We start from the raw sequence: 21,977 nt of genomic DNA on the forward strand, positions 1-21,977 counted from the left end.
GATGCCCGCTCCGGCCGCACCTGACGGCGCGGAGAACCGAAGCGGGGAACGGAAGCCCGTTGCGGGCGATGGCGTTCACATGCACTTCGATCAGCACAGCGGGACTCCCTGGGAACTCGACACGACCGGCCGCCTTGACCGGTGACTCCCTGATCATCGCTGCCGGCACTGGCATGGGGGCATCCCCCGGTCAGCTGATTCTCCGGAGGATGCCCCTGGATGGTGCGCCTGGGCCCCGCTAGGCAGAGCCTCGGGCCTATGGCGCGAGGTGTCGGTCTAGGTCATCGAGGATGCGCTTGAAGGGCCGGCGCAGGGCTGTGGCGGCGGGGCGGCTGTCGGCTCGGGCGTAGGCGGCGAGGTGGGCGCGTGCTGTGGTCAGGGCCTGCTGGGGGCTCGTCTCGTGCAAGGTGTCCGTGATCGCCTTGGCGGTGGATGCGGAGAGGCCGGGCAGGTGGCGGCGGGCCTCGGGTAGGGCGGGGGCGAGGTCCTCCCGGCCGGTGAGCTCGGCGACTTCTCTGGCCAGGGTTGCCAGGTGTGGGGTGAGCTGGTCGGCGGTGGCCACGGCGCGGGTCAGGCTTGTGACGGTCTTGCGGTCCCTCCGGCGCAGGGGGTTGAAACGCATGGCGCGTTCGGCTTCGCGGGCCCGGGCGGCGTGGCCGTGAACCGCTTCGATGTGGCTGCTGACGGCGGCCAGGTTGTCACGGGCTGTTCCGGGGTCGGTACCGAGAACCGCGGTGGTGCTGGTGAGGGCCTGGATGAGGCGGGTGCGGGAGTCCGCGGCGAGAGCGGCCAGGGTGCGGCGGGGGTCCGGGGGCCAGAGCAGCGGCGCGAGAAGGATCGTCACGGCCGCGCCTGCTCCTGTCTCCCAGAGGCGGTGCAGGGCGTAGGCGTCGGGGGAGGTGCTGGCGAAGACCAGCAGGGAGGAGGCCGGGACCTGGACGTTCATGGAGCCGCCGGCCCTCAGGACCATGCCGGCGGCCAGACCGATGGCCACGACAAGGACGATCGCAGCGGTCGAAGGATGCAGGATGTTCAGGACGACGATGCCGACGAGGACGCCCGCGACGACGCCCAGCACGCGCTGGAGGGAGGCGGACAGCGCGGTCATGGGGTCGCCGCGCAGGGCCACGAGCGGGACGACAGCGGCGTAGACGGGCGGTTGCTCCGCCCCCAGCCACAGCGCCGTCTCCCAGGCGACGGCGACGGTGACGACGATCCGTGCCGCGGCCGGTCCCTCGGCGGAGATCACGTCCCGGGCACGGCCGGTTGTCTTTGCGCGCGCGGCGGGCCCGTTCACCTGTGGGTCTTACCGCGGCGTTCGCTCTCCGTGGCCCGGTAGCGATGGCGGTAGGGGTCGGTGCCGGAGCCGCCGATCAGTACCAAGGGCCGTCCCTCCCGGACCCAGGTCGGGGATTCCAGGTCCGCGACGATTCCGGGTGCGACGTTGGGGTTCTTGGGGAAGTCGAAGTGCCATGACACCTTGAACCGCAAAGCCAGCTCCTGACCCGGACGTGAACCAACAGGTACAGCCTGACCGCCGAACAGCGCACTGACAGCGAATTGCGCCGAGAGTGGCATGTCGCAGCCATCACACGAAGTGGAGCGCGATCCATCGGAGAAGCAGTGGCGTTCGAACTCGGCCGGTTGCGGGCGCGCTCGTACGAGGTGAGTGCGCACTCGGCCTGGGTGATGAGTACTCGGCGGTGAAACGACGGTGGGGGTGGAGGTGTTCACCCCACGGTAACCACGTCTACTGGACAGGCCTCGACGGAGGTGGGTTGAACCGCTGGTTCGTGGTGTTCGCGGCGCCAGGGCTGTGAACACGGGCGCGTGTGGCGTCGCGACTGTACGATGCGACGCGACCGCTGAGTGCGTGCCGACGGCGAGGTCGGTGCTCGTGGTGAAGTCGCGGTCGAGGTGTTGCCGCCCGCGGACGTCAGCGCTACATCGTCCGCTACGAGCTCGTTACGGCAGCTGTGGTTCTGGTTCACGGCTGATCGTGACGGTGGTGTCGTTGCTGGTGGGAGGCGGTGGCGACGGCTTGGTGGTGGCGCCGCCAGGCGATCCAGTGCAGGACGTGGTCACGGTTACGGGCTGTGGGGGCACGAGGGCCCGCAGGAGTCGGATGAGTTCGGGGCAGGTCGGCGGGACGAGGTCGGGCTGCTGCTCCGTGCTCTCTTTGGACGGCTGCGGTGGTGAGGGCGAGGACCGCGGCGGCGATCAGGGAGAACAGTGATCAGGCATCCAGGAGTTCCAGCAGGTCACCTGGCCCTGGTCGAGGCCGGTGAAGCCCTTGCCGCGCTGGAAGGCTTCCTTGATCCGCCACCGACGGCAGATCACTTCCACCAGCGTGCCGAGCGCGACGTCGCCGGGCGCCCAGCAGCGGAAGAGGGACACCTCGCCGGTGTAGCGGTGCCGCCGCGCGACCAGCACACTCGTCCCGGCTCCGGCTCCGGCTCCGGCTCCGGCTCCGGCACTGGTCTTGTTCTCGTCGGGGCGGACGTCGAGCCAGGCCCAGTCGTACGCGCGGGTGCCCTTGGACCCGTGCCCGGTCCGGCGGCGCATCCACTGGCCGGGCCGCACCCTGTCGATCAGCTTGCGGGCCTGCCCACGGTGGCCGGCCCCGTCGGTGACCTGGTACGAAGCAGAGATACCGACCGCATAGCCGAGACCCAGCGCGCGTATGCCCCGACGCAGTTCGCGTCCGCAGTACACCTCGTCGCCCGCGAACCAGCGCCCTGCGATCCCCGTGGCGAGTGCGTCGGTGACCATGGCCAGTGCCTGCTGTGCCTTCGTCGCGAAGACGACGTGCTCCGGCACCCCGGCCGCCTGGCGGCGTTCCTCGTCCGCGGCCCAGTCCGCCGGCAGGTACAGGGCCCGGTCAAGCACCATCTACGTGGTCGAGGTGACCGCCGCCAAGTGCACCGCCACCTGGCACAGACCCACACCACCGATGGCCCCCGAGTACTGCCTGCCGGCTCCCGCGCAGTCCGTGGACGACTTCGCATCGCCCGTCTCGTCCACCACCAGCACCACTTCCTGCCCGGCGAGTTCATCGGCGAGCAGGCCGGCGATCTCCCTGCGGGCCAGGTCGTGATCGAACCGGGCCCGCGACAGCAGATGCATCGCCTTTCCGAAGGCTTCGCCCCATGGCTGCCCGGCTCTCGTGGCCGCCCTCATCCACGCACCCAACCCGGCAAGGTTGATCAGAACCCGATGCACGCCCTAGAACAAAGTGCCCGTCAGCTTTGCCCTGACTCCGTTCGTGATGTCCGTGATCACGGGCAGTACGACGGCCGCCGCGGGGGAACCGTGCTCCGCGAGGTAGGCGAGTACCGAGCTCGTTCCGGCGGCTTCCCTGCAGAAGGCCGCGTAGTGGGGTCCGACTTGTGAACGCGCCTTCCTCTTGGCCAGCTGTCCGACGAAGCTGGACTTCCGGTAGTTCTGGTACGCGTTGGCGTAGCTGTCGAGCAGCGTCGCGGCCTGGTGGCTGACGCGGCTGACCATCTCGCTCAGGTACTGCTCGTCGATGAGGCGCCACGACTTGCTCAGGCTCGCCCATGCGTGGCAGGCGAGTTCTGTCCGGTTGGCGTAGAGGTTGGCGGTCCGTTCGGCGATCGCAAGGTACTCCGCGAGGGCCACCACCTCATCGCCCTCCTGCAGATTTTCCAGGTACTCGTGGTACTTCGTCTCCACGTCCTGGCTGAAATGTGCGGGGTGGGCGAACCCGAGGCGGGTGAAGAATCCGAGAGCGTCCGGTGGCACCGCCGTGGCCGAAACCGAGCCGTCGTGCTGGCCGTTCACGGAGACGCAATACATGAGGGCCGAACCGAGGCCCATCCCGGTGGTGCTGACCACTATCTTCGACAAGGTCGCGCACCCGGCGAGGACTTGCCGCTCGTCGTGGACCGCGTATCCGCTGTCGCCACTGTTCGAAGTCAGGTCGTACCTGTCGCCGTTCCGGACGACCGTCATGATTCCGGGGACGCCCGGGGTGTGTACGGACTGGAAGTGCCAAGTTCCGGGTTCGCCCGCCCCGGCGGTTTCCATCGGCGGAACAGGATGGGCGAAGGTGCCCCAGGCCGTGGCATGGACGTTCTCCTCGTCCGGGCTGTAATAGTGCTCGCTGATGCACCGGTCGGGGAGCAGTATCCACGACTGGTCGAGATCCGCACACAACTTGGCTTCTCCGGATTCCAGTTTCACCGGGGTGAAGTGGTTGACGTCCCCGACATACACGGTCCGTGCGCGCAGAGGCCAGTACGCGTAACCGTCCCTCGCTTCAGGCCTTTTGCTCAACAGATCTGCGGTGGTCAGGTCGCGCCAGGCATCACAGGGCTTTCCGTCCCCTTCCGTGAAGAAGAACACGTGGGACGGCACCTTCACTGCTCCGACGAAGCACATCTGGTCACTGTGGGAGCCGTTCAGTCTGGCGTTGGCGTCCGCCAGGGCGGTCTCCAGGTCGAGTCGACGAGGCTGCTCGAGGACCCCGTACTTGCGCGATCGTACTTCTACCGATTCCGGTGCTTCGAGGGCTTCGCACCGTGTCAGCGCGTCGCCGAAGACGCGCGCCAGGGTCGACCGGAAGAAGCCGCTGTCGATCGCGGCGATGACGCGTCTGTCCGACGCGGACGACGCGTTCCAGTCGTCGATGAAGTCCGCCCTGGCCCGTGCCTGAGCGGGGACCCGTCGGATCCACGTTCTGAACCGGGCCTGGGCGAATATGAAGTCCGCCGCCCAGGCCTCCTCGAGTGTTCCCAGCTCTGCCCGGACCTGTTCACGGTAGTCGTCCGAACGGCCTGCCCTCTGGAGGGAGAGGTAGGACCGGTAGCCTTCGAACCTGCTGTCGCTGTCCATGCTGGAGCGGTAGATGCCATAGAGGCTGGAGAACCTGCGCCACTCGGCCTGGCTGAGGTGTGCCAACCTGTCCCTGTCCGTCAGTGACTCCCAGAACGCCGCCCGTTCTCGGAAGGAACGGCGGAGCAGCCACGCCTGAAACGCATCCCGAGCGACCTGATTCGCGCCGGCGCCCACGTTCGAAGGCTCGGCGTTCCCGCGGCAAATCAGCAGGTGTATGTCAAGGAGGCTGTCCGGGTACGCATCGCGCAGTTCTCTCAGAAGTCCATTGCACTTATGATTGAAGCTGCCGTCCTTACCGCACTTGCTCGGAGACGTGCAGAGTGCGGTTGACGTGAAGTCGACACTTGCGATCAGCACTTCACCAGAGCACCTGAGGTTCTTCAGCGACAGCATCCACTGCAGTTCGGCGTCATCGGGAGGCGGACTGATGTGGTAGTCGGGGACGAGCCGCGGTCCATTGAGGGGCTTCAACTCGGAGTCGGTGCCCTCGAGAACGGAAATGATCTGGCTGGCATTGAGCTTCTCGCCGTGCGGGACCGGCGACGAAATCGCCGTGCCTGGGCCGATGAGTGCTCTCCTGTCGAGGCGAACTCCGTGCCCCACGATGTAGATCTGAGGCATTGCCGTTCCTTTGCTAGCATCCTCAGTGGCGCCGTCGGTGGCACCCCCACAAAAGAACCTAACCCCACTTCCACATGGTCTCCATTGAAACTACAACGATGTGCCCATTGGTTGGATTTCTATCCTCTTCGGGCATGCGAGGGGAACTGTCGAAGGCCCTGCGATGGCAACCGTACGATCGCGTGGGGAGGGCTTCGGACTGCAGGCGAACGCCAAGGCTCTCGAGAGAACTCGGCACTCCGACCGGGCAGGGCTGATTCATAGTCCTGATGGCCCGGAGACCTCTCCAAGTCGCCTGATCATCGGAGCTCCGATGTGCCGTCGGTCCCTTCAGTTGCAGATCAGCCACGGCAGCTGTAGTTCTTGATCGCTGTTGCGTCGGTGCTGGTCAGCGGTGGTGGGGGTGCCTGTAGGCATGGGTACGACCACCATGATCATGACGGTTTGTGAAGACTCGACAGGGGCAGGTGGCCGTGGAAGCCACGGTAGCCGAGCTGGCATGGGCGACGGTGCTCGGGGCGGCATGCGGGCAGATCGCGGACTGCTTCGAGCGCCCCGGGCCGCGTGCTCTGGCCCGGGAGACGTGCGAGGCGATGCTCATGGAGCTGGACACCCGCAACTGCTGGACCCTGGCCGAGGCGCTGGGTCACCGTGGTCCCCATCGCCGGCAGCACTTCCTGACCCGGGCGATGATCGACCATGGCACCGCCCGGGACCGGATCGCAGCCTGGACTGCAGGTGAACTCGCTCTCCCGGACGCGGTGTTGATCGTGGACGAGACCGGCGACGAGAAGTCCTCCACCGACTGCGTCGGGACAGCCCACCAGTACTCCGGGGCCCTCGGCGGCATCGGTCTGTGTCAGGTCGCCGCGGCGGCAAGCTGGGGCTTGGCGGCGAAGGTGAGGTCGTCGGGGACATGGGTGAGCAGCCGGCGTTCCTCGTCCGAGGCCCACACCTGCTGCACTGGTCCACCTGGCGCCGTCACCACCAGTTCCGGGCAGCCGAGGCCCACCGCCGCTGGAACAACATCACAGCCGCCACAACGACGTGACCAGCGACTATGACCAAACGATCACGGAACTACAGCTGCCGTGTCGGTCCACCGTCAAGTCGACCGTGCCGGTCGGCGCGTCGAGTCGACCGTAGCCGTGCACGTCGAGGACTGGCCGACCGACCGTGACGGGATTGGATGCGCAGACGATCGACGTGGAGGTGGTGACGAGGCAGCAATTGATCTCGATCTGCGGGTTCGGTGTCCCTGCACCGACTGCGGGCGACGTCGCCGTGGGGCGACGAAGACGGAGGGGGAGGGGGGAGCCACACCGGCCCGTCACCGGTCGACAGGAGGAAGGCGGCAGCGGGCACCACCTGATCTGCGGCGAACGCGGCACCCAGCTCAAGGCCATCACGACCGCGGCGGGCGTCAACGACGTCACCCACACTTTCGCCCTGGTCGATGACATTCCACTGGTGGCAGACCGCCCCGGTTGATCGCGCCCGTCATTTCCCGCGAAGAACCAGGGACGGGCTCCGTGCCGACTGCATGGATCGTGATCAGGCGTCAGGGAGGATGTCGAGTATCCAGAAACCGTCGGAATTGTAGATCAGGCAGTTCCTGTGCGCAGTGAACACCTCGGCTTCTGGATTTTCCTTGACATGGGCGTAAACTGACCAGGGCGCGGCCCCCTCCGGAACCTGCTGCATGAGCCCATTCCAGTCCACAATGAGTTTTGCTGTTACTGCCTGGCCCGACTCGCGGATTACGTGGAAGCCGTTCTGGTATGTTTCCTGTATTAGTGAAACCACCAGACAGAAATCGTCCGGCTCGGAAGCAGAATCGCATTCACTATCGGAAGTCTGGCCGGATCCTTCTTCCTTACTCCTGTTGCCGGTCTCAGTCTTCTGTCTCTTGGCCGCTTTCTCATCGGTGCCGCCAGAATTCTGAGAAGTCCCGTTGAATCGCTCCAGGGCGGCTTTCTCCCCCTCGCTCAGGCCATCACCACTAAGGGGATTGGTTTTGTTCTTCACATAGTGTTCGATGTCTTTTCCATCCGTGAGGAGCCTCCTTACGAGACTCGATCCTCCGAGGATCAGCTGGAGCATTGCCCGCTGGTCCTCGGTCAGCGAGGAGTATACGATCCAGCTCGGAATCCTTCCGTCTTCCGTGCGCTTTCCGTGGCTGGGCAGCACATATCTTGCTGTATAGTTGGTGAAATCCGCATCGTTTGCCAAGTAGTCTTTCATTTGGTCATCCAGCGCTTTTGCCTTGGTGAGGTAGCAAGCGATCGCATCCCCCGCACTGGCTTCCTCCAGGCTGACGGCCAGTGCTCTGCAGTTCTTTACGAGCGCGTCGAGGTCTGCGTCCGCGGTCAGCATCGCCTTCGCCTTGGGCGGAAGTTCCTTGTACTTATCCCGAACTTGCTTGGGATTTTGCTGGAACGCCCACGTCTTGAAGGCGTCCCGGATCTCACGTTCTTTTATGCGCCTGTCTCGCGTGGAATCGACACCTTTGGTCTCCCTGCTGGTGGAATCTCCGTCCCCCAGCTTTTCGGAGCATGCCAGTATCACCCACTCCTCGTCTTGTTCGATCTGCGCGAGAATTCCATTACAGTTATGAGCGTTGATAGATGAACACTCATCAAGATCGGTGCAAAGTAGTGTCGAATTGAACCGATCTGTGAAATCATCGGTACCCACCGCGAGCAACTCGACACCATCCCCGAGGCATTTGCGCACCTTTTTCAGCCACCGGGGGCCCAGCGCACTCAGGCAGTAATTCTCGATGGGGCTACCGCTGGACAGCTTGCGCATTTCGTCCGGCACGCCCGCCTCGACGGCCAGTAGAACGCTCTCCAGGGGCAGCAGTGCCCCCTGCTCGGTGTGCAGTCGCACCGTGCCCCGTCCCACGAAAGTCTCGTCTGTGAACTTGCCATGCCCGACAATCACCTTCACCATTTTTGCATCTCTTTCAAAGAGAGGTCGGGGTACCAGGTGTACCGCCCTCTGAACGCATCAGATCTGCAGAATGACGGCGAAAACGTCGACGCTCCGATCTTCACTGAATCTGGCATGTCGATCAGACACGGTTCGGCCCGTGACCCCCGCCCCCTTTAGGGCACGGACCGGGGCAATCGACAGGGCACTTGGCGGTTCGGTCCGCAAACAGGGTCTGAACGCCGGTGTGCGGGATGCCCCAGCCTGTCCCGATGGGCTCGAAGCGGACGGTGAAGCCCATGGCGTTGGCCTTTCGGGTGATGCGGCACGTGGAGCGATCGGAACGGGAGGCGCTCATTTGGGTGAAGGGTTGTGCGAAGCGGTCGAGGTGCCGACAGCCGCTGAACGGCCTTTCGACGGTGCGGGCGGGCACCTCGTCGTCTCCGTTCGACGGGGACCGGCGATCGCGACCCTGAAGATCAGTCTCGGTCTTCCACGACCCCACCCCGACCGGTCCGTACCCGTAGGGCTCGGGGATCTGCCCGTTGACCGGTGCGGCACGGTGTTGACGACAGGCCCTAGTGGGGCTGGTGTCCATGAGAGTCCCCGTTGCTCGCGGACCTGTGAGCCCTGCGATCCGCGTCGGGGCTGGGCGTCGAGGAGCGCCCACCAGGCGTGGCCGTCGTGGTCGGTGTGGGCGCCGCAGGCGTCCACGGTGCGCAGCACCGCCACCTCAGCTGGGACCTGCCCCGCATCGTCTTGTCCGTCGGTCTGGTGGTTGAGGACCATGACGAGGATCTCGGCGTCCTGGTCGGCGAGGTGGATGCTGACGCGTTTCCCGCCGGCCGCCACGGCCGCGTGGACCAAGCCGTGCACCGTTTTGAGCAAGTCGTGCTCGTCCAGCAGCGGGTAGTCCCATGCGGCGACTGCCAGCGCAGCCTGCGCGGCGGCCTTCCTCATCGCCCACTGGTCCGCACGGAGCGCCATCACCCTCGACCGCCGCTTGGTGCTGACCATCCGGGGCGGCACCCCGGTGAGAGACCGCGACTTCGTCGCCGGCTTCTTCTGCGGCGGCGACTTCGGAGGAAGACTCGACGGAGCCTTCGGACCCCTGGATCCCACAGCCCCGCTCATACCCCATCACGCTGCGCCGGTTGACCGCCGCAGCGCACCGGCATCGACCACGGCAATTGGCCGTGTAGCCGGGCGAGGCTTCCCCCACCTGCCTTCTTCGCATCCGGTGAGCAAGGCAGGTATGTCGTTGACGTCAGCGGTACACGGGCATCCAGCGCACGCGTCGCACGCCGCTGCGCACCGGGGCAAGCGGCCTGAGCCGGTACGAGAGGCCGTCCCGGCGGTCGGTCCGGAGCCACGTTGGGCCGGTCCGCCGACGATGCTGTGCCTTGTAACGCTGGCGGTGATGTGGGGGTGTGGTACGTCAGAGCACGGTGGGGCCGGCACCAGGAGGGGGACCGTTGCCGTGTGCGTGCGGCCAGCGCCCAAGGTGAAGTGCCGCGCCGTTTTGCACCGCAAGGCAGGCTCGGGTCCTGGCAGCCATGATCCCCACGGACCTGCCGGACGGGATCGTGGAACACCTCATGTGGCCTGAGCACCATTGGTGGCCTGGCCTGGCCTGGCCTGGCCTGGCCTGGCCTGGACTGTGATCGACCGTCACAGCGTGACCCGGTCCACCGGAAGGCAGCCGTGTGCGAACTCGGCCGGATGCGGGAAACCCGACCGTCTCCAGTCGATTTCGCAGGCCGCACTCAGCGCGAGTCGGGCGGGCAAGCTCGACGAAGCTCGCACCTATGCCCGGGGCCTCCCTGATGGAGGCCCCGGGCGAAGACGCCACGTCGGCAAGGTGCCGGCCGACGAGGATGCTGACCCGCATCAACCGCACGACGCGCTTGCGGTTGATACGGGCCCGCCGGGACGGAGCCCGGCCTGGACGCGGGGCACCGTAGGCACCACCGCGTTCGGAGCGGATCGTATGGAACGTGGCCTCGCTGATCCGCTTGACGCTCGAGTCAGCGAGGCTGACGGAGATGAAGGATCCACCTCACCCCACGGTTGCAACGTCTACTGGACGGGCCCCGACGGAGGGGAGTTGAACCGCTGGTTCGTCGTGTTCGTGGAGCCGGGGCTCTGAACGTTGTTGTTGATGGAGATGTTGTTGAAGGCGGTGATGATGCCGTTCAGGTTGATCAGGGAACCACCGCCCCCGCCCCCGCCACCCGAGTTGACGGTCAGCGTCGTGCTGCCGGTGGACTGGGCGTGTGTCGCGTCGCCGCTGTACGCGGCGACGACCGGGTACGTGCCGGCGGCGAGGCCGGTGCTCGTGGTGAAGGATGCGGTGGAGGTGTTGCCGCCCGAGGGCGTCAGCGCAACGTTCGTGGTGGTTCCGTTGAGGGTGAAGGCGACCGTGCCGGTCGGTGCCGTCGAGTCACTGACCGTCGCCGTGCACGTCGCGGACCCGCCGACCGTGACGGGATTGGGGGTGCAGGTGAGCGAGGTCGTAGTGAGGATGAGGCCTACGGCCAGGTTGGTGCTGCCGGTGGACTGGGCGTGTGTCGCGTCGCCGCTGTACGCGGCGACGACCGGGTACGTGCCGGCGGCGAGGCCGGTGCTCGTGGTGAAGGATGCGGTGGAGGTGTTGCCGCCCGAGGGCGTCAGCGCAACGTTCGTGGTGGTTCCGTTGAGGGTGAAGGCGACCGTGCCGGTCGGTGCCGTCGAGTCACTGACCGTCGCCGTGCACGTCGCGGACCCGCCGACCGTGACGGGATTGGGGGTGCAGGCGAGCGAGGTCGTAGTGAGGATGAGGCCTACGGCCAGGTTGGTACTGCCGGTGGACTGGGCGTGTGTCGCGTCGCCGCTGTACGCGGCGACGACCGGGTACGTGCCGACGATGAGGTCGGTGCTCGTGGTGAAGGATGCGGTGGAGGTGTTGCCGCCCGAGGGCGTCAGCGCAACGTTCGTGGTGGTTCCGTTGAGGGTGAAGGCGACCGTGCCGGTCGGTGCCGTCGAGTCACTGACCGTCGCCGTGCACGTCGCGGACCCGCCGACCGTGACGGGATTGGGGGTGCAGAGTACGGACGTCGTCGTGGGCATGAGCTCGACGGCCAGGTCCGTGCTGCCGGTGGACGGCGCGTGTGTCGCGTCGCCGCTGTACGCGGCGACGACCGGGTACGTGCCGGCGGCGAGGTCGGTGCTCGTGGTGAAGGATGCGGTGGAGGTGTTGCCGCCCGAGGGCGTCAGCGCAACGTTCGTGGTGGTTCCGTTGAGGGTGAAGGCGACCGTGCCGGTCGGTGCCGTCGAGTCACTGACCGTCGCCGTGCACGTCGCGGACCCGCCGACCGTGACGGGATTGGGGGTGCAGAGGACCGTTGTGGACGTGGTGACGAGGCGGTAACTGATCACGATCTGCGGGTTCTGCGGCCCTGGACCGACTGTGCGCGAGGTCGCCGCGGGGGCGACGAAGGACGAACCGGCCCCACCCCCGGATGCCCTCGTTCCGTTGACCGTTCCGCTGCCGCCTCCGAAGTAGCCGCCGCCGCCCGCACCGCCCCCGCCGGCCGGAGCGGTGGCTCCGGTCCCGAGTGTGCCGGCGGTTCCGCCAGGCGTTCCCCCGAGCCCCGGGCTGTTGGCTGCGCCGCCTCCGCCTCCTGGTCCGGGAAGGCTGAAGGCGCTCGCACCCGCGCCTCCGCCGCCCCCGCTGCCGCCGGACACGTCGGGTGCTGCCGTCCCGCCTACCCCACCAGGGTTCGTGGGGCCGGGGCCTGACGGTCCTCCGGTACCTCCTTGTCCGCCCGGGCTGTTGAAGTTCCCGCCGGCAAGTCCCGGGGCACCGCCCGTGAACGGCGGGTTCGTGCCGCCCGGGCCACCAGGGACGGGCGCGGACCCGCCGGCGCCACCTGCGCCGCCCATGCCCGCGGCGCCGCCTCCTCCGCCCGCCGCGACGACGAGGCGGGTGTCGGGCGCCAAGAGGGGCCCCGGGGTGAGCCGGACATCGCTGGCGCCGCCGCCACCACCGTTGCCGGCACCCGCGCCGCCGCCTCCGTTGAAGCCGCCGGTGCTCCCCGTAGCGTTGCCCGCGACCTCGACGTACAGAGTGCGGTCAGCGTCGAGAAGGGATTCGGGGAGAACAGCGCTGACCGTGGCCCCGGCGCCCCCAAAGCCACCTTGACCGTTGGGAGTTGCGGGCGGCGTCGCACCGCGGCCGCCGGTCGCCGTCACCGTGAAGGCCGAGATGCCGGGGGGCACGACGAAGGTCTGCTCGCTGCCCGCCGAAGGGAAAGTGTACGTGCAGGTCTGGTTGCCGGACGTGTAGACGCCCGCGACGCTGGCTTGCGTCGTGCAGGGTCCGGCCGCATGGGCTGGAGCTGCCACCAAGGAGGGAATGACGGTTGCGGTAAGGACGCTCACGGCAGCCAGCCACGAGGCCCGCGCACGGCGGACCCTTCGGGTGGGCGTGGTAGTTGAAGACACAGGTTCCCCGGTGTTGGTTCGGTCGGGAGGACGTCGCAGTTCACTGCGATCGCGCAGATTTTTCAGCTCCCGCCGCACCAATCGGGTCGCGACTCGCCGGAACGACCGGAATGGGATCGGATGCCGAACCGACCGTGTTGGACCGACGCGTCACCAGAAACCGTATGGTGCCTGAATCGTTGAGAATGGGCCCGCGCTCCAGGCCCGGAATCGATCGAGCCGCCACGATTGAGTCCGGTGTTCTCGAGCGGAGCGGAGCGGGGTGGTGTGGCAGGGCCCCGGGCAGCCGGCGGTGCGGGTACCACGCAGCACTGCTGTGCACCCCGGGGACCCTGCCGCGTCCTCTTCTCCGCCGCCCTCACGGCGGAGAAGACCGCTGCCGACGACTATCGGGCGAGCGGAGAGGGCGGTTCAGCTCGGGGCGATCACGAGGACCTGGGAGGTCCCGCCGCGCATCCCGGCGATGCTGAGCTGCCCGCCGCGCAGGCGGTCGGATCCCTGGAGTCCGGCCAGGGGCCGGAATCCCTGCCAGGACGACGGGTAGCGGATGTCGTGCCAGACGTTCCCGTCCGCGCCGACGGCCAGGACCTGGGCCGTTCCATCCGGCATGCCGGCGATGGCGACGGCACTGGCGGACATCGTGGGCGTGGTCACTCCGCGCGGGGTCGCGAACCCGGTGAAGCGTCCGTCCGGGTGGCGGACCTGGTGGTAGACGATGCCGTCCAGGCCGATCGCCAGGAGCTGTGAGCTGCCGTCCGGGAGTCCGGTGATGTCGAGGGCGGGGCCCGCGAAGTTCGGCCGGCCCTGGGCGCCGGGGACCCGCGTCCAGTTGCCCCAGGCGCCGTTCGGCCCCCGGACGACGAGGTACATGTCTCCGTTGGAGCCGTAGCTCAGGATCTGGGCGCTGCCGTCGGGCATGGCGGCGATGGCGGCCTTGACGGACGTCCAGGTCTTGTCGGCGTTCGGGCCGGGGACGGGGGCGAATCCGGTCGTGCGTCCGTCGGCCTGCCGGACCTGGTGGTACAGCCTGCCGCCGGGGGCGGTGGCGATGATCTGGCAGGAGCCGTCGGGCATTCCCGCGATGGCGGCGTCGAGGACGGCTGCGCCCGACTGGACGGCGCTCGCTGCCGCTCCGGCGGGGCCGGCGGCCGTGATCCCCGCCGCGGTGCCGGCAGCGACGATGCGCGCGGCAGCGCCGGATGCCCTGACGGCCCGCACCGCGGCTTCGGCTGCGGCTCCGGCCGCCGCTCCCGAGTCGGTGGCCGGTGTGGGCCGGCCCTCGCCGCCCGGGCCGGTCACCGGCTGCCACGGCTGCCACTGGCCGTTGTTCCGGCGGGTGGTGGTCCAGAGGGTGTTGTCGCTGCCCAGGGCGATGGCCGCGGCCGACCCGTCGGGCAGGCCGGTGAGGGAGGCCTTCGGGCCGTTGAACGTGGGTGCGCCACCGATGCCCGGGACGGGAGCGACGCGGGCCCAGCTGTTCGGGTACCGGACCGTGTGCAGGAAGGTCTGGCCGCCCTGGTAGACGGGCTTCGGAGTGGGTGCCGGGCCGAACCACACGGGATTGCTGAGGGCCACCATCTGGTCGAGCGTGCTGCTGCCGGGCTTCGGGCGCCGTACTTCCACGCGGGCGAAGACCGAGGCCAGACCCCAGCCGCGCCAGTTCAGCTGGCCGTTGCCGTCGCCGCCGATCCAGGTCGCCAGCATCAGGCCCCATTCGGTGTACAGGGCCAGGAACGAGTTGGGGGCCCCCGAGACGCGCACCGATACGTCGACCGCGTCGAAGAACGACACCGGTAGCGAGTCGCCCGGCTGGCCGGTGCGGCCGTTGCAGCTGGCGTTGAGCGAGATCTGGACCTTCGAGGATTCCGCCAGGTACGAGTGGCCGCGGCGGACCCCGTCGAGGATCGCGTCACGGGACAGCGCGGTCGCCCGTACGACGGTCTGCGGGACGCCGACGAGGTCGGTGGGGGCGTGCGTGTCGCTGTTCGCGACGGCGGGGATCCGCTGGCCGAAGGAGAGCATGGCGGCCCACATGGCGACGGCCGCCGCGTCGTCGAGGGTCCACGGGCCGTTCCACACTTCGATGGCGTCGACGTCGCCGAAGCCGAACTCCCAGAACGACCCCGGTGCCGGGGTGAGCGGGTGGGCGGCCACCACGAGCCCGCCCCGGTCACGCACGTGGTTGGCGTGCCGGGCCATGGCGCCTGAGTCCCGGGGGCCGAAGTGCCAGTCCATCACCTCCCCCTGGGGCAAACCCAGTGCGAGCCAGTGCCCATGACGGGTGGTCACCTCCTCGCCGTTGATGACGAGAAGGTCCGACGGAATGCTGCCGGCCCAGGACACGCCGGCGGCACTGGTGTTGTGCTCGGTGGAGCCGAGGAAGTGGAGGCCGCCGGCCCGGGCCGCGGCCACGAGCTGGCCCAGGGTGCGGCCGCCGTCGGAGTGGACGGTGTGGGTGTGCATGTCACCGCGGTACCAGAACGGGAGGGGGAACGGGAACCCCGGGATCTGCCCGAGGCTCGGCGCGGACGTCGGAAGGACGGCGAAGGGAGTGGTGGCCAGCGGAGGGCCGTACTCCAAGGTGACCTCGACGCGCCAGTTCATCCCTCGGGGGTTGAACACGACGGGCCCCAGGGCCACCGACCACCGGCCCGGATCGATGGGGCCGGGGACGTAGCCCGGGGTGGCGTCCGCTCCCGAGACCGTGAAGGCGTCACGGGCCCCGCCGGACCAGCCGCGGAAGCCCGACGGCCCGAAGAGGCCGATGTCGAGGACATCGGACATGATGCCGGGAAGCCCGTCGTAGTGGTCGAAGGTGCGGGTGACCGATATTCGGTTCACGCCCGCCGGGACCTCGAACTCGACCGCGGACCACTGGTCGAATCCGAAGGGGGAGTGCCCGGGGTAGGCGGTGGTGACGCGGCTCCCCGGCCCGGGCGCGGCGGCACTGCGCCGGGTCCGCGCCTGCGCCGTATCCACCGGTACGAGCGCGGCGAGTCCACCCGCCGCCATGAGAGCGCCGAGCCGCAGGACGTCCCTGCGTCCCCGTCCGCCCTGCGGGTGGACGTGCCCAGCACCGCAGTTGCCGCCTGATGCCTCTTGTCCGCCGTGATGACCGCACACAGGTACTTCTCCTTGTCGGAAGGGAGTCCGGGAGTCAGACCGACCCAAGCTCGTCGACCGCGGTGGGGGAGTCGTACGCCGCCCCGGGGGAGCCCCGACGCCTCACCACCTGTTGTTCGTTCGAACGATAGGTGCTGTCTGTCGGTCAGAGAAGGTACTTGGCAGCAGCTTGTCGTGCACGGGGTGCAGCCCGCCGGGCGACGGGCGGGCCCTTCTCCCGGCACAGCACGAAGAGGGCTTGGCCAAGCCTTCTCGAGGGTCCGGCTGGTGGTGCCGGTGTGCAGGCGTACTCACTCGGGCCGGGACCGCCCGGCCCGGGCCGTGTCACAGCGAGGCCAGAGCCGCGGCGAACGCGCGGCCCCGCGCCGTGGCCTCGGCCGGTGTGACCTCGCCCGCGCTCAGCTCGTACGTCAGGGACAGGCGCGCCCGGCGCCTGCCGCCAGCTGATCCGCGACGAGACCGGGGCGAAGCAGCAGCCGCCGCCGGCGGACCAGTGCCCCGGCGAACCGCTTGGCGAAGGGCACGGTCCTCCGCATGTGCAGTGCGGCGGTCGGGTCCGTGTCCCCGCTGTTCAGGGATGAGAGGAAACTCGCCGGTCGCTGTCGCTCCCCGTGGTCGGCGCCGCGCTCGAACCGGTACGTGAGGTAGCTGACCATCGATACCTCGTCACCGTGGATGTCGGCGAAGACACGAACGCTCCGGCGGCCGGACAGGAGCCCGCGAACGTGCTCGACCGCCGTTGGCGCGGGCCTCTCACCCCAGAATCGGTTGTGATCGGTCCCGGTCCCGTCCATCCGGTGCAGGGAGGTGAAAGCAGGTGCCCTGTTACTGGGCGCAGGTTCCACCGTGTCAAAGGTGCCTTGTGGGTCCGGAGTTGACGTGACGGTGCCCCGTATCCCTTGTCGCCGGGGCTGTGCGGGCCGGTGCTGGCCGGGAGCGCAGTACTTGTCCGCAGCCGTGGCGGGACGGTCCGTGTACGGAGCGGTTACCGCGGGCACGGCCGGCTGAGCCGCGGCCTTACGGACGGCGCGAGCGGATCGCCTCCCCAGAGGGGCAACCCGAAGACCTCCCCACCCCGCCGCCGGCAACGTGACAGTGCTCCGCGCGGCCCCTGACCGTTAGGCTGCCCCATCCATTGCCCGAACGGGGGCCGGGCCTTGGACTCGAACGGTGTTTGATGGAGGTATTCGCAAACCGGCGGGATCCGGGGATATTTCCCCCAAGCCGGTTCACCAATCCTCAGTAAGTGGGAAAAGAAATGCCAGCAGGAACAGTCAAGTGGTTCAACGATGAGAAGGGTTTCGGCTTCATCGCCCCCGAGAACCGGAGCGCCGATGTCTTCGTCCACCACACCGCCATCGTCGGCAAGGGTTTCAGGTCGCTCAAGGAGGCGGACCGAGTGACCTTCGATGTGGAGAAGGGCCCGAAGGGCCTCCAAGCCGTGAACGTGGTCGTCACCCCCCTCCCGCGGGACTGACTGCCCGCCAAACTCTGCCCCAGAGCCAGTCCGGAGCGAAGCGGAGAGCCGGGGTCGAAGGGCGTGCGCAGGCCGAGATGAGTGAACACCTCGGCGATGACAAGGGCGTCCGGCGGGCCGTGGCAGCGGCAACAGCCGCAACCGCACCGCCTCGAAGAGGGCCCTGACGGACGTCGGACCGGTCCAGGTCGACGTTGCCCGGGACCGCAACGGAGAGATCGAACCGTAGATCGTCCCGAAGAACGCCCGCCGGCCGTCAGGTTTCGAGGCGCAGGCCCTGGCGCTCCAAGCCGGTGGTATGACGGTCCGCGACATGCGGTCCCATCTGGCGAAGATGTACGGCACCGACGTCTCGCCGGACCTCATCTCGAAGGTGACCGACGCGGTCAACGACGAGATCACAGCCTGGCACTCACAGCCCTTCGACTCGCTCTGGCCGGTCGCTTGCACCGACGAGCTGTGGATCAAGGCGCGGGGGGCAAGGCGCGGGGGGCAAGGTCGCCAACCGGCCGGAGCACCTCGCCGTCGGCGTCGGTCTCGACGGCTCCAGCGCGACTCCGATACCTCCGCGCCATTCAGCATTCGACGATCCGAAGAGTCCCGCCGGTCCTACGACCGCAAACGAGCCGAGGGCCAACGCCACACCCATGCCGTTCTGGCCCTCGCACCCCGCCGCCGACGGCCCTCGCGGTTTGACAGATGGCATGAGGAATCTTGGGTACGCGTCCCATCCTCTCTGATGCCTCACAACCGAGAGGCAGAGAAGTCGGAACGGTTCACTCCGCTCCGATGGCGGGGCTGCGGGTAGGCCGGTGGCGTCCTGAGCCAGGCGTTGACTGTGCCAGGCGCTCGTTCTGTCGGGGCTGGGTGTTGAGGAGCGCCCACCAGGCGTGGCCGTCGTGGTCGGTGTGGGCGCCGCAGGCGTCCACGGTGCGCAGCACCGCCACCTCAGCTGGGACCTGCCCCGCATCGTCTTGTCCGTCGGTCTGGTGGTTGAGGACCATGACGAGGATCTCGGCGTCCTGGTCGGCGAGGTGGATGCTGACGCGTTTCCCGCCGGCCGCCACGGCCGCGTGGACCAAGCCGTGCACCGTTTTGAGGAAGTCGTGCTCGTCCAGCAGCGGGTAGTCCCATGCGGCGACTGCCAGCGCAGCCTGCGCGGCGGCCTTCCTCGCCGCCCACTGGTCCGCACGGAGCGCCATCACCCTCGACCGCCGGTTGGCGACGACCAGCCGGGGCGGCACCCCGGTGAGCGAGTTGGGCTTCGTCGCCGGCTGTGTCCGCGGCGGCTCCACCGGCCTCTTCTGCGGCGGCGGCGACTTCGGAGGACAACGCGGCGGAACCTTCGGACCTCTGGCTTCCACAACCTCGCTCATACCCCATCACGCTACGCCGGTTGACCGCCGCAGCGCACCGGCATCGACCACAGCGGTTAGCCGCGTAGCCGTGCGAGGCAAGGCAGGTGCGTCGTCGACGTCAGCGGGTACACGGGCATCCGAGGCACGCGTCGGTCACGGTCACCGAGGGAGCTGTTCATGGACGTACGCAAGGGGCTCGCCGCCGCGCGCCGGGGCAAGCGGCCTGAGCGGGCACGGGAGGCCGTCCCTCCGGTCCGGTCTCCCGGTCGGCCGGTGGTTCGGGCCCTCGCGATGCTGGCCGCCTTCGTCGGGACGGTGCTGTTCGGCCTGGTCCTGGCGCGCCTGACCCTGGAGCCCTCGGCGGCTTCGGCCGGTGTCGTGCACAGCAACACCGAGCCGGGCGCGTCGATCCGTCTGTACCTCGACGGGACTTCCGTCCGGGAGGCCGCGAAACAGCTCGGCGGCAACGTCCTGCTGGGCGTGCCGTTCGGGATGCTCCTGCCGGTGCTCCTGCCGCAGGCACGCGGGTTGGTGCGGGTGGCGGCGGTGACGGCCGTGGTGATGACCCTCGTGGAGCTCATCCAGGGATCCCTGGTCACCGGACGGGCCTTCGACGTGGACGACGTCATCCTCAACACCGCCGGCGCGCTGCTCGGTTCCGTCGGTTGCCCAGGGTCAGGGAGAGGTGAAACCCAGCTGGTGTAGTTGCACTTGCCGTAGCGGGATGTGGTGTGGTCGAGACACACCCCGCTCGAGAGACCTCTGCGATGTACCCCTCCCTCATGCCTCCCTGCCATCAAACGATCATGCCGCCGACAAGGCGGCAATGCATCAGTGGTCCCTGCCGGTCTCCATGCGGGCGACCAACTCCACGAAGGCGGCACGCACTTGGCCAGGGTGCTCAAGCCAGGGGAAATGGCCCGCCTTCTCGATGACTCGGTGGATGATGTTCGGCCGGTCGAAGCCGGGCGCCTCGCGCCACAGGTCCTGGGAAACGACGTGATCCTCACTGCCGCTGACGATCAGCGCCGGGATCGTCGCCGGGCTCCACGTCGACCGGTAGACGTCGTCGAAATTGGCATCGGCCCAGGCCACCGCCCGATGGTTGTAGGCGGCTCTCTCCAGCACGGCACGCCCGGCCGCCAGGCCCTCCGGAGTGAAGTTCCAGGCCGCGGCCGCCAGAGTGAGGTCCCGCAGGGTCTCGTCGTCCGGCTGCTCGCCGTAGCGGTCAGCGGCCTCCTCCAGCCCGGTGAGCGGGTGGGTCTCCGCATAGGCGCCGAAAGCCGAACGCCACCCCGCATGAGGTGCGCTGCTGATGAGTACCAGCCCGCTCAGACACGACTCCAGCTCTGGCACCGACAGGGCGAACATCCCTCCGGTCGAGTGAGCCACCAGCACAGTGGAGTCCAAGACCCGGGCGGCTTCGACCAGGACCTGCGGCCACCGGCCGTACGGGTCGGTGCCCGCACCCGCCGGAGCCCGGTTGGAGCCGTCCCCCGGCAGATCGACCAGCCAGGTCGCACCCGCCACGCCCGCGGTGCGGGCCAGATCCGCCAGCGTCTCCGCACCCAGCCCCGGGCCACCCGGCAGGAACAGCCAGTTCCACCGTCCGGGATTCGACGTCAACTGCCGCAGCCGCACCCCGGACCGGGTCCACAGCGGCTCGCGCGTCGCCGACAGCCCCGTGCTGCTGCCGCACCCACTGTTCTCCGGCATGTGAAAGCTCCTCAACCTCTCGTGATCCGGTGATCTGTATGGACGAGCCCCCTACTGCTCGCCGTCCAGATGGACCACGCGACCGGCCTTCGGCCACGGAGAACGGTCGGCGCCGGTGGAGGCGACTCAGCTCCAGGATGCAGCCCGTAGGCACCGTGCCGCTGCCGATGACGTCGCCAGGACGAGCCGGGGCCCCGCGAGGCGTGGACGATCATCTGCTGGAACGTCCGGGGCAGATCGTCAAGATTGCCACTGGAGTACGGCACGCCGTTGCCCATCGCCGTCATCCCCAACCGGAAGGCACGGTGACCCCGGTATGGCGCCGGCCCATCCGGCGTCACCAACGCCGGCCCCGGGCTCGTCGCCGAATCCTTGCCCTTCACAGGTCCCGGCACAGGGGGCATCCGAACGGTTTAGACCGGTTTCAATGCTTCCGCGATCTTGTCCCAGTCCTGATGGCCCGCAGCAGGTGGACGACGCAGGCCCGGACGACGGTCTCGGGCCGGACCTCGCCGACCGCGTCGGGCAGGCCCTTCAGCCCGTCGCACACCAGCATCAGAGACGTCCTCGACGCCCCCTCGACGCCGCGGTTCTTGAGCTCGGTCAGGCCCCGGAGCCAGTGTTCGGCGCGTTCGCTCCTCGCCGCCGGCCCACAGCGAGGGCGTAGCGGTGGCCTTCGGCCGTGACCGCGAGGGCCACACAGATCGGCCGGTTGGCGACGTGGGTGAGGACCTTCGCCGGCAGCGACCGCGACAGCACGATCTCATGTCGGTAACGGACCACTTGCCGTTCGCTGCCGGCGTGGTGAGGCAGGCCTGGATGATGCCGTGGGCCCGTGCCGCGGTCAGATCGTCGGTGCGGCCGGGCAGGGCCTGCTCGCAGTTCACGGTCTCGCGCCGGGCAGGGGCCGCTTCCTTGACGTTGCCCCTCAGGCGTACTGCAACCGCGGTGGGCGTCCCCACCGTCTGCTGGTTCACACGCTGGCGCAACCTCACCATGCAGGACACCGTCCAGGGCGGGAGTGGGCCGCGCCTTTTCACCCGAATGGTGCCCGCGGTCAGGCCGGCACCGGCTGGGACACGGTCGGGACAACGACCATCAGACGGTCGCCCCTGGCCACGTAGTGAACGTGCGCTCCGTTCCCGAGCGACGCGGCGGTGCGGTCCGCCCGGGACGCGGCGGACATCGGGTACTGGGCGACCTCCTCGACCGGGCGTCCGTCACAATGCGCACACCAGGAGTCGAAGACCTGCTCGTCCTTGATCTTGAAATCGGCCGGCTCGTACATCCGAGACCCCATGATCGGCTTCCTTCCGGGGAGGGTGGCGACTCCCTCCACCATCCGAGGATGGCGAGTCCCCCTGCATCCCCCGGCCGGCCCCCGCGGTGGGGGACCGCGGCGA

At 68.4% G+C, this 21,977-nt stretch carries 15 protein-coding genes and 3 pseudogenes; 5 read left to right on the top strand and 13 right to left on the bottom strand.

All coding sequences use genetic code 11. The annotated features are described in order from the left end of the window. Positions 1-256 precede the first annotated feature (256 nt). The 4 genes and pseudogenes from ACTVZO_RS39260 to ACTVZO_RS39275 form a co-directional block, all read right to left on the bottom strand. Positions 257-1,249 carry an FUSC family protein gene (locus ACTVZO_RS39260; RefSeq protein WP_443302940.1) on the bottom strand — a complete coding sequence of 331 codons (993 nt, stop codon included), beginning with the start codon at positions 1,247-1,249 and terminating at the stop codon, positions 257-259. A gap of 44 nt (positions 1,250-1,293) precedes the next feature. Beyond that, entirely contained in the window at positions 1,294-1,491 is a 198-nt protein-coding gene (locus ACTVZO_RS39265) for a hypothetical protein (protein ID WP_443302941.1), read from the bottom strand. Between the two features lie 729 nt (positions 1,492-2,220). Then, positions 2,221-3,180: pseudogene (locus ACTVZO_RS39270) on the bottom strand (IS701 family transposase). A gap of 45 nt (positions 3,181-3,225) precedes the next feature. Continuing rightward, positions 3,226-5,481, bottom strand: a complete 2,256-nt coding sequence (locus tag ACTVZO_RS39275) for a hypothetical protein (RefSeq protein ID WP_443302942.1) — start codon at positions 5,479-5,481, stop codon at positions 3,226-3,228. Between the two features lie 593 nt (positions 5,482-6,074). Between ACTVZO_RS39275 and ACTVZO_RS39280 the strand changes: the two are divergent. Both ACTVZO_RS39280 and ACTVZO_RS39285 read left to right on the top strand, forming a co-directional pair. Further along, a pseudogene (locus ACTVZO_RS39280) lies at positions 6,075-6,305 on the top strand (transposase); the annotation flags it as partial. A 361-nt stretch (positions 6,306-6,666) separates the two neighbouring features. Further along, on the top strand, positions 6,667-6,972 hold the full coding sequence (locus ACTVZO_RS39285; protein WP_443302943.1) for a hypothetical protein: 306 nt from the start codon (positions 6,667-6,669) through the stop codon (positions 6,970-6,972). Positions 6,973-7,035: 63 nt separating this feature from the next. On the opposite strand, the gene ACTVZO_RS39290 is transcribed toward ACTVZO_RS39285, so the two are convergent. From ACTVZO_RS39290 to ACTVZO_RS39310, 5 genes are all read right to left on the bottom strand, one after another. Beyond that, the gene (locus ACTVZO_RS39290; protein WP_443302944.1) at positions 7,036-8,436 is read right to left on the bottom strand and encodes a hypothetical protein; all 1,401 of its coding nucleotides are present in this window, start codon (positions 8,434-8,436) and stop codon (positions 7,036-7,038) included. A 333-nt stretch (positions 8,437-8,769) separates the two neighbouring features. Then, on the bottom strand, positions 8,770-9,432 hold the full coding sequence (locus tag ACTVZO_RS39295) for a hypothetical protein (RefSeq protein WP_443302945.1): 663 nt from the start codon (positions 9,430-9,432) through the stop codon (positions 8,770-8,772). A gap of 1,062 nt (positions 9,433-10,494) precedes the next feature. Next, positions 10,495-12,339: a beta strand repeat-containing protein gene (locus ACTVZO_RS39300; protein ID WP_443303415.1), complete on the bottom strand. Its 1,845-nt coding sequence runs from the start codon at positions 12,337-12,339 to the stop codon at positions 10,495-10,497. 972 nt (positions 12,340-13,311) lie between these two features. Continuing rightward, positions 13,312-16,023 carry a CehA/McbA family metallohydrolase gene (locus tag ACTVZO_RS39305; RefSeq protein WP_443302946.1) on the bottom strand — a complete coding sequence of 904 codons (2,712 nt, stop codon included), beginning with the start codon at positions 16,021-16,023 and terminating at the stop codon, positions 13,312-13,314. A gap of 410 nt (positions 16,024-16,433) precedes the next feature. Further along, positions 16,434-16,679 carry a hypothetical protein gene (locus tag ACTVZO_RS39310; protein WP_443302947.1) on the bottom strand — a complete coding sequence of 82 codons (246 nt, stop codon included), beginning with the start codon at positions 16,677-16,679 and terminating at the stop codon, positions 16,434-16,436. A 602-nt stretch (positions 16,680-17,281) separates the two neighbouring features. Here ACTVZO_RS39310 and ACTVZO_RS39315 point away from each other — a divergent pair. Beyond that, positions 17,282-17,500 (top strand): cold-shock protein, encoded by a 219-nt coding sequence (locus ACTVZO_RS39315; protein WP_443302948.1) that lies wholly within the window; start codon positions 17,282-17,284, stop codon positions 17,498-17,500. A gap of 229 nt (positions 17,501-17,729) precedes the next feature. Next, positions 17,730-18,308 (top strand): transposase, encoded by a 579-nt coding sequence (locus ACTVZO_RS39320; protein WP_443303416.1) that lies wholly within the window; start codon positions 17,730-17,732, stop codon positions 18,306-18,308. Here ACTVZO_RS39320 and ACTVZO_RS39325 read toward each other — a convergent pair. Next, a complete protein-coding gene (locus ACTVZO_RS39325) occupies positions 18,277-18,795 on the bottom strand; it encodes a hypothetical protein (RefSeq protein WP_443302949.1) in 519 nt (172 codons plus the stop codon). The two genes, ACTVZO_RS39320 and ACTVZO_RS39325, sit on opposite strands and share 32 nt — an antisense overlap. Before the next feature lie 240 nt (positions 18,796-19,035). Between ACTVZO_RS39325 and ACTVZO_RS39330 the strand changes: the two genes are divergently transcribed. Beyond that, positions 19,036-19,563 (top strand): VanZ family protein, encoded by a 528-nt coding sequence (locus ACTVZO_RS39330; RefSeq protein WP_443302950.1) that lies wholly within the window; start codon positions 19,036-19,038, stop codon positions 19,561-19,563. A 126-nt stretch (positions 19,564-19,689) separates the two neighbouring features. Here ACTVZO_RS39330 and ACTVZO_RS39335 read toward each other — a convergent pair whose 3' ends face one another. The 3 genes and pseudogenes from ACTVZO_RS39335 to ACTVZO_RS39345 form a co-directional block, all read right to left on the bottom strand. After that, the gene (locus tag ACTVZO_RS39335) at positions 19,690-20,574 is read right to left on the bottom strand and encodes an alpha/beta fold hydrolase (RefSeq protein ID WP_443302951.1); all 885 of its coding nucleotides are present in this window, start codon (positions 20,572-20,574) and stop codon (positions 19,690-19,692) included. A gap of 416 nt (positions 20,575-20,990) precedes the next feature. Continuing rightward, positions 20,991-21,294: pseudogene (locus ACTVZO_RS39340) on the bottom strand (transposase); the annotation flags it as partial. A gap of 337 nt (positions 21,295-21,631) precedes the next feature. Further along, entirely contained in the window at positions 21,632-21,874 is a 243-nt protein-coding gene (locus tag ACTVZO_RS39345) for a hypothetical protein (RefSeq protein WP_443302952.1), read from the bottom strand. Between the last annotated feature and the right edge of the window lie 103 nt (positions 21,875-21,977).

The organism is Streptomyces sp. IBSNAI002 (genome assembly GCF_052244475.1).
GTDB lineage: Bacteria > Actinomycetota > Actinomycetes > Streptomycetales > Streptomycetaceae > Streptomyces.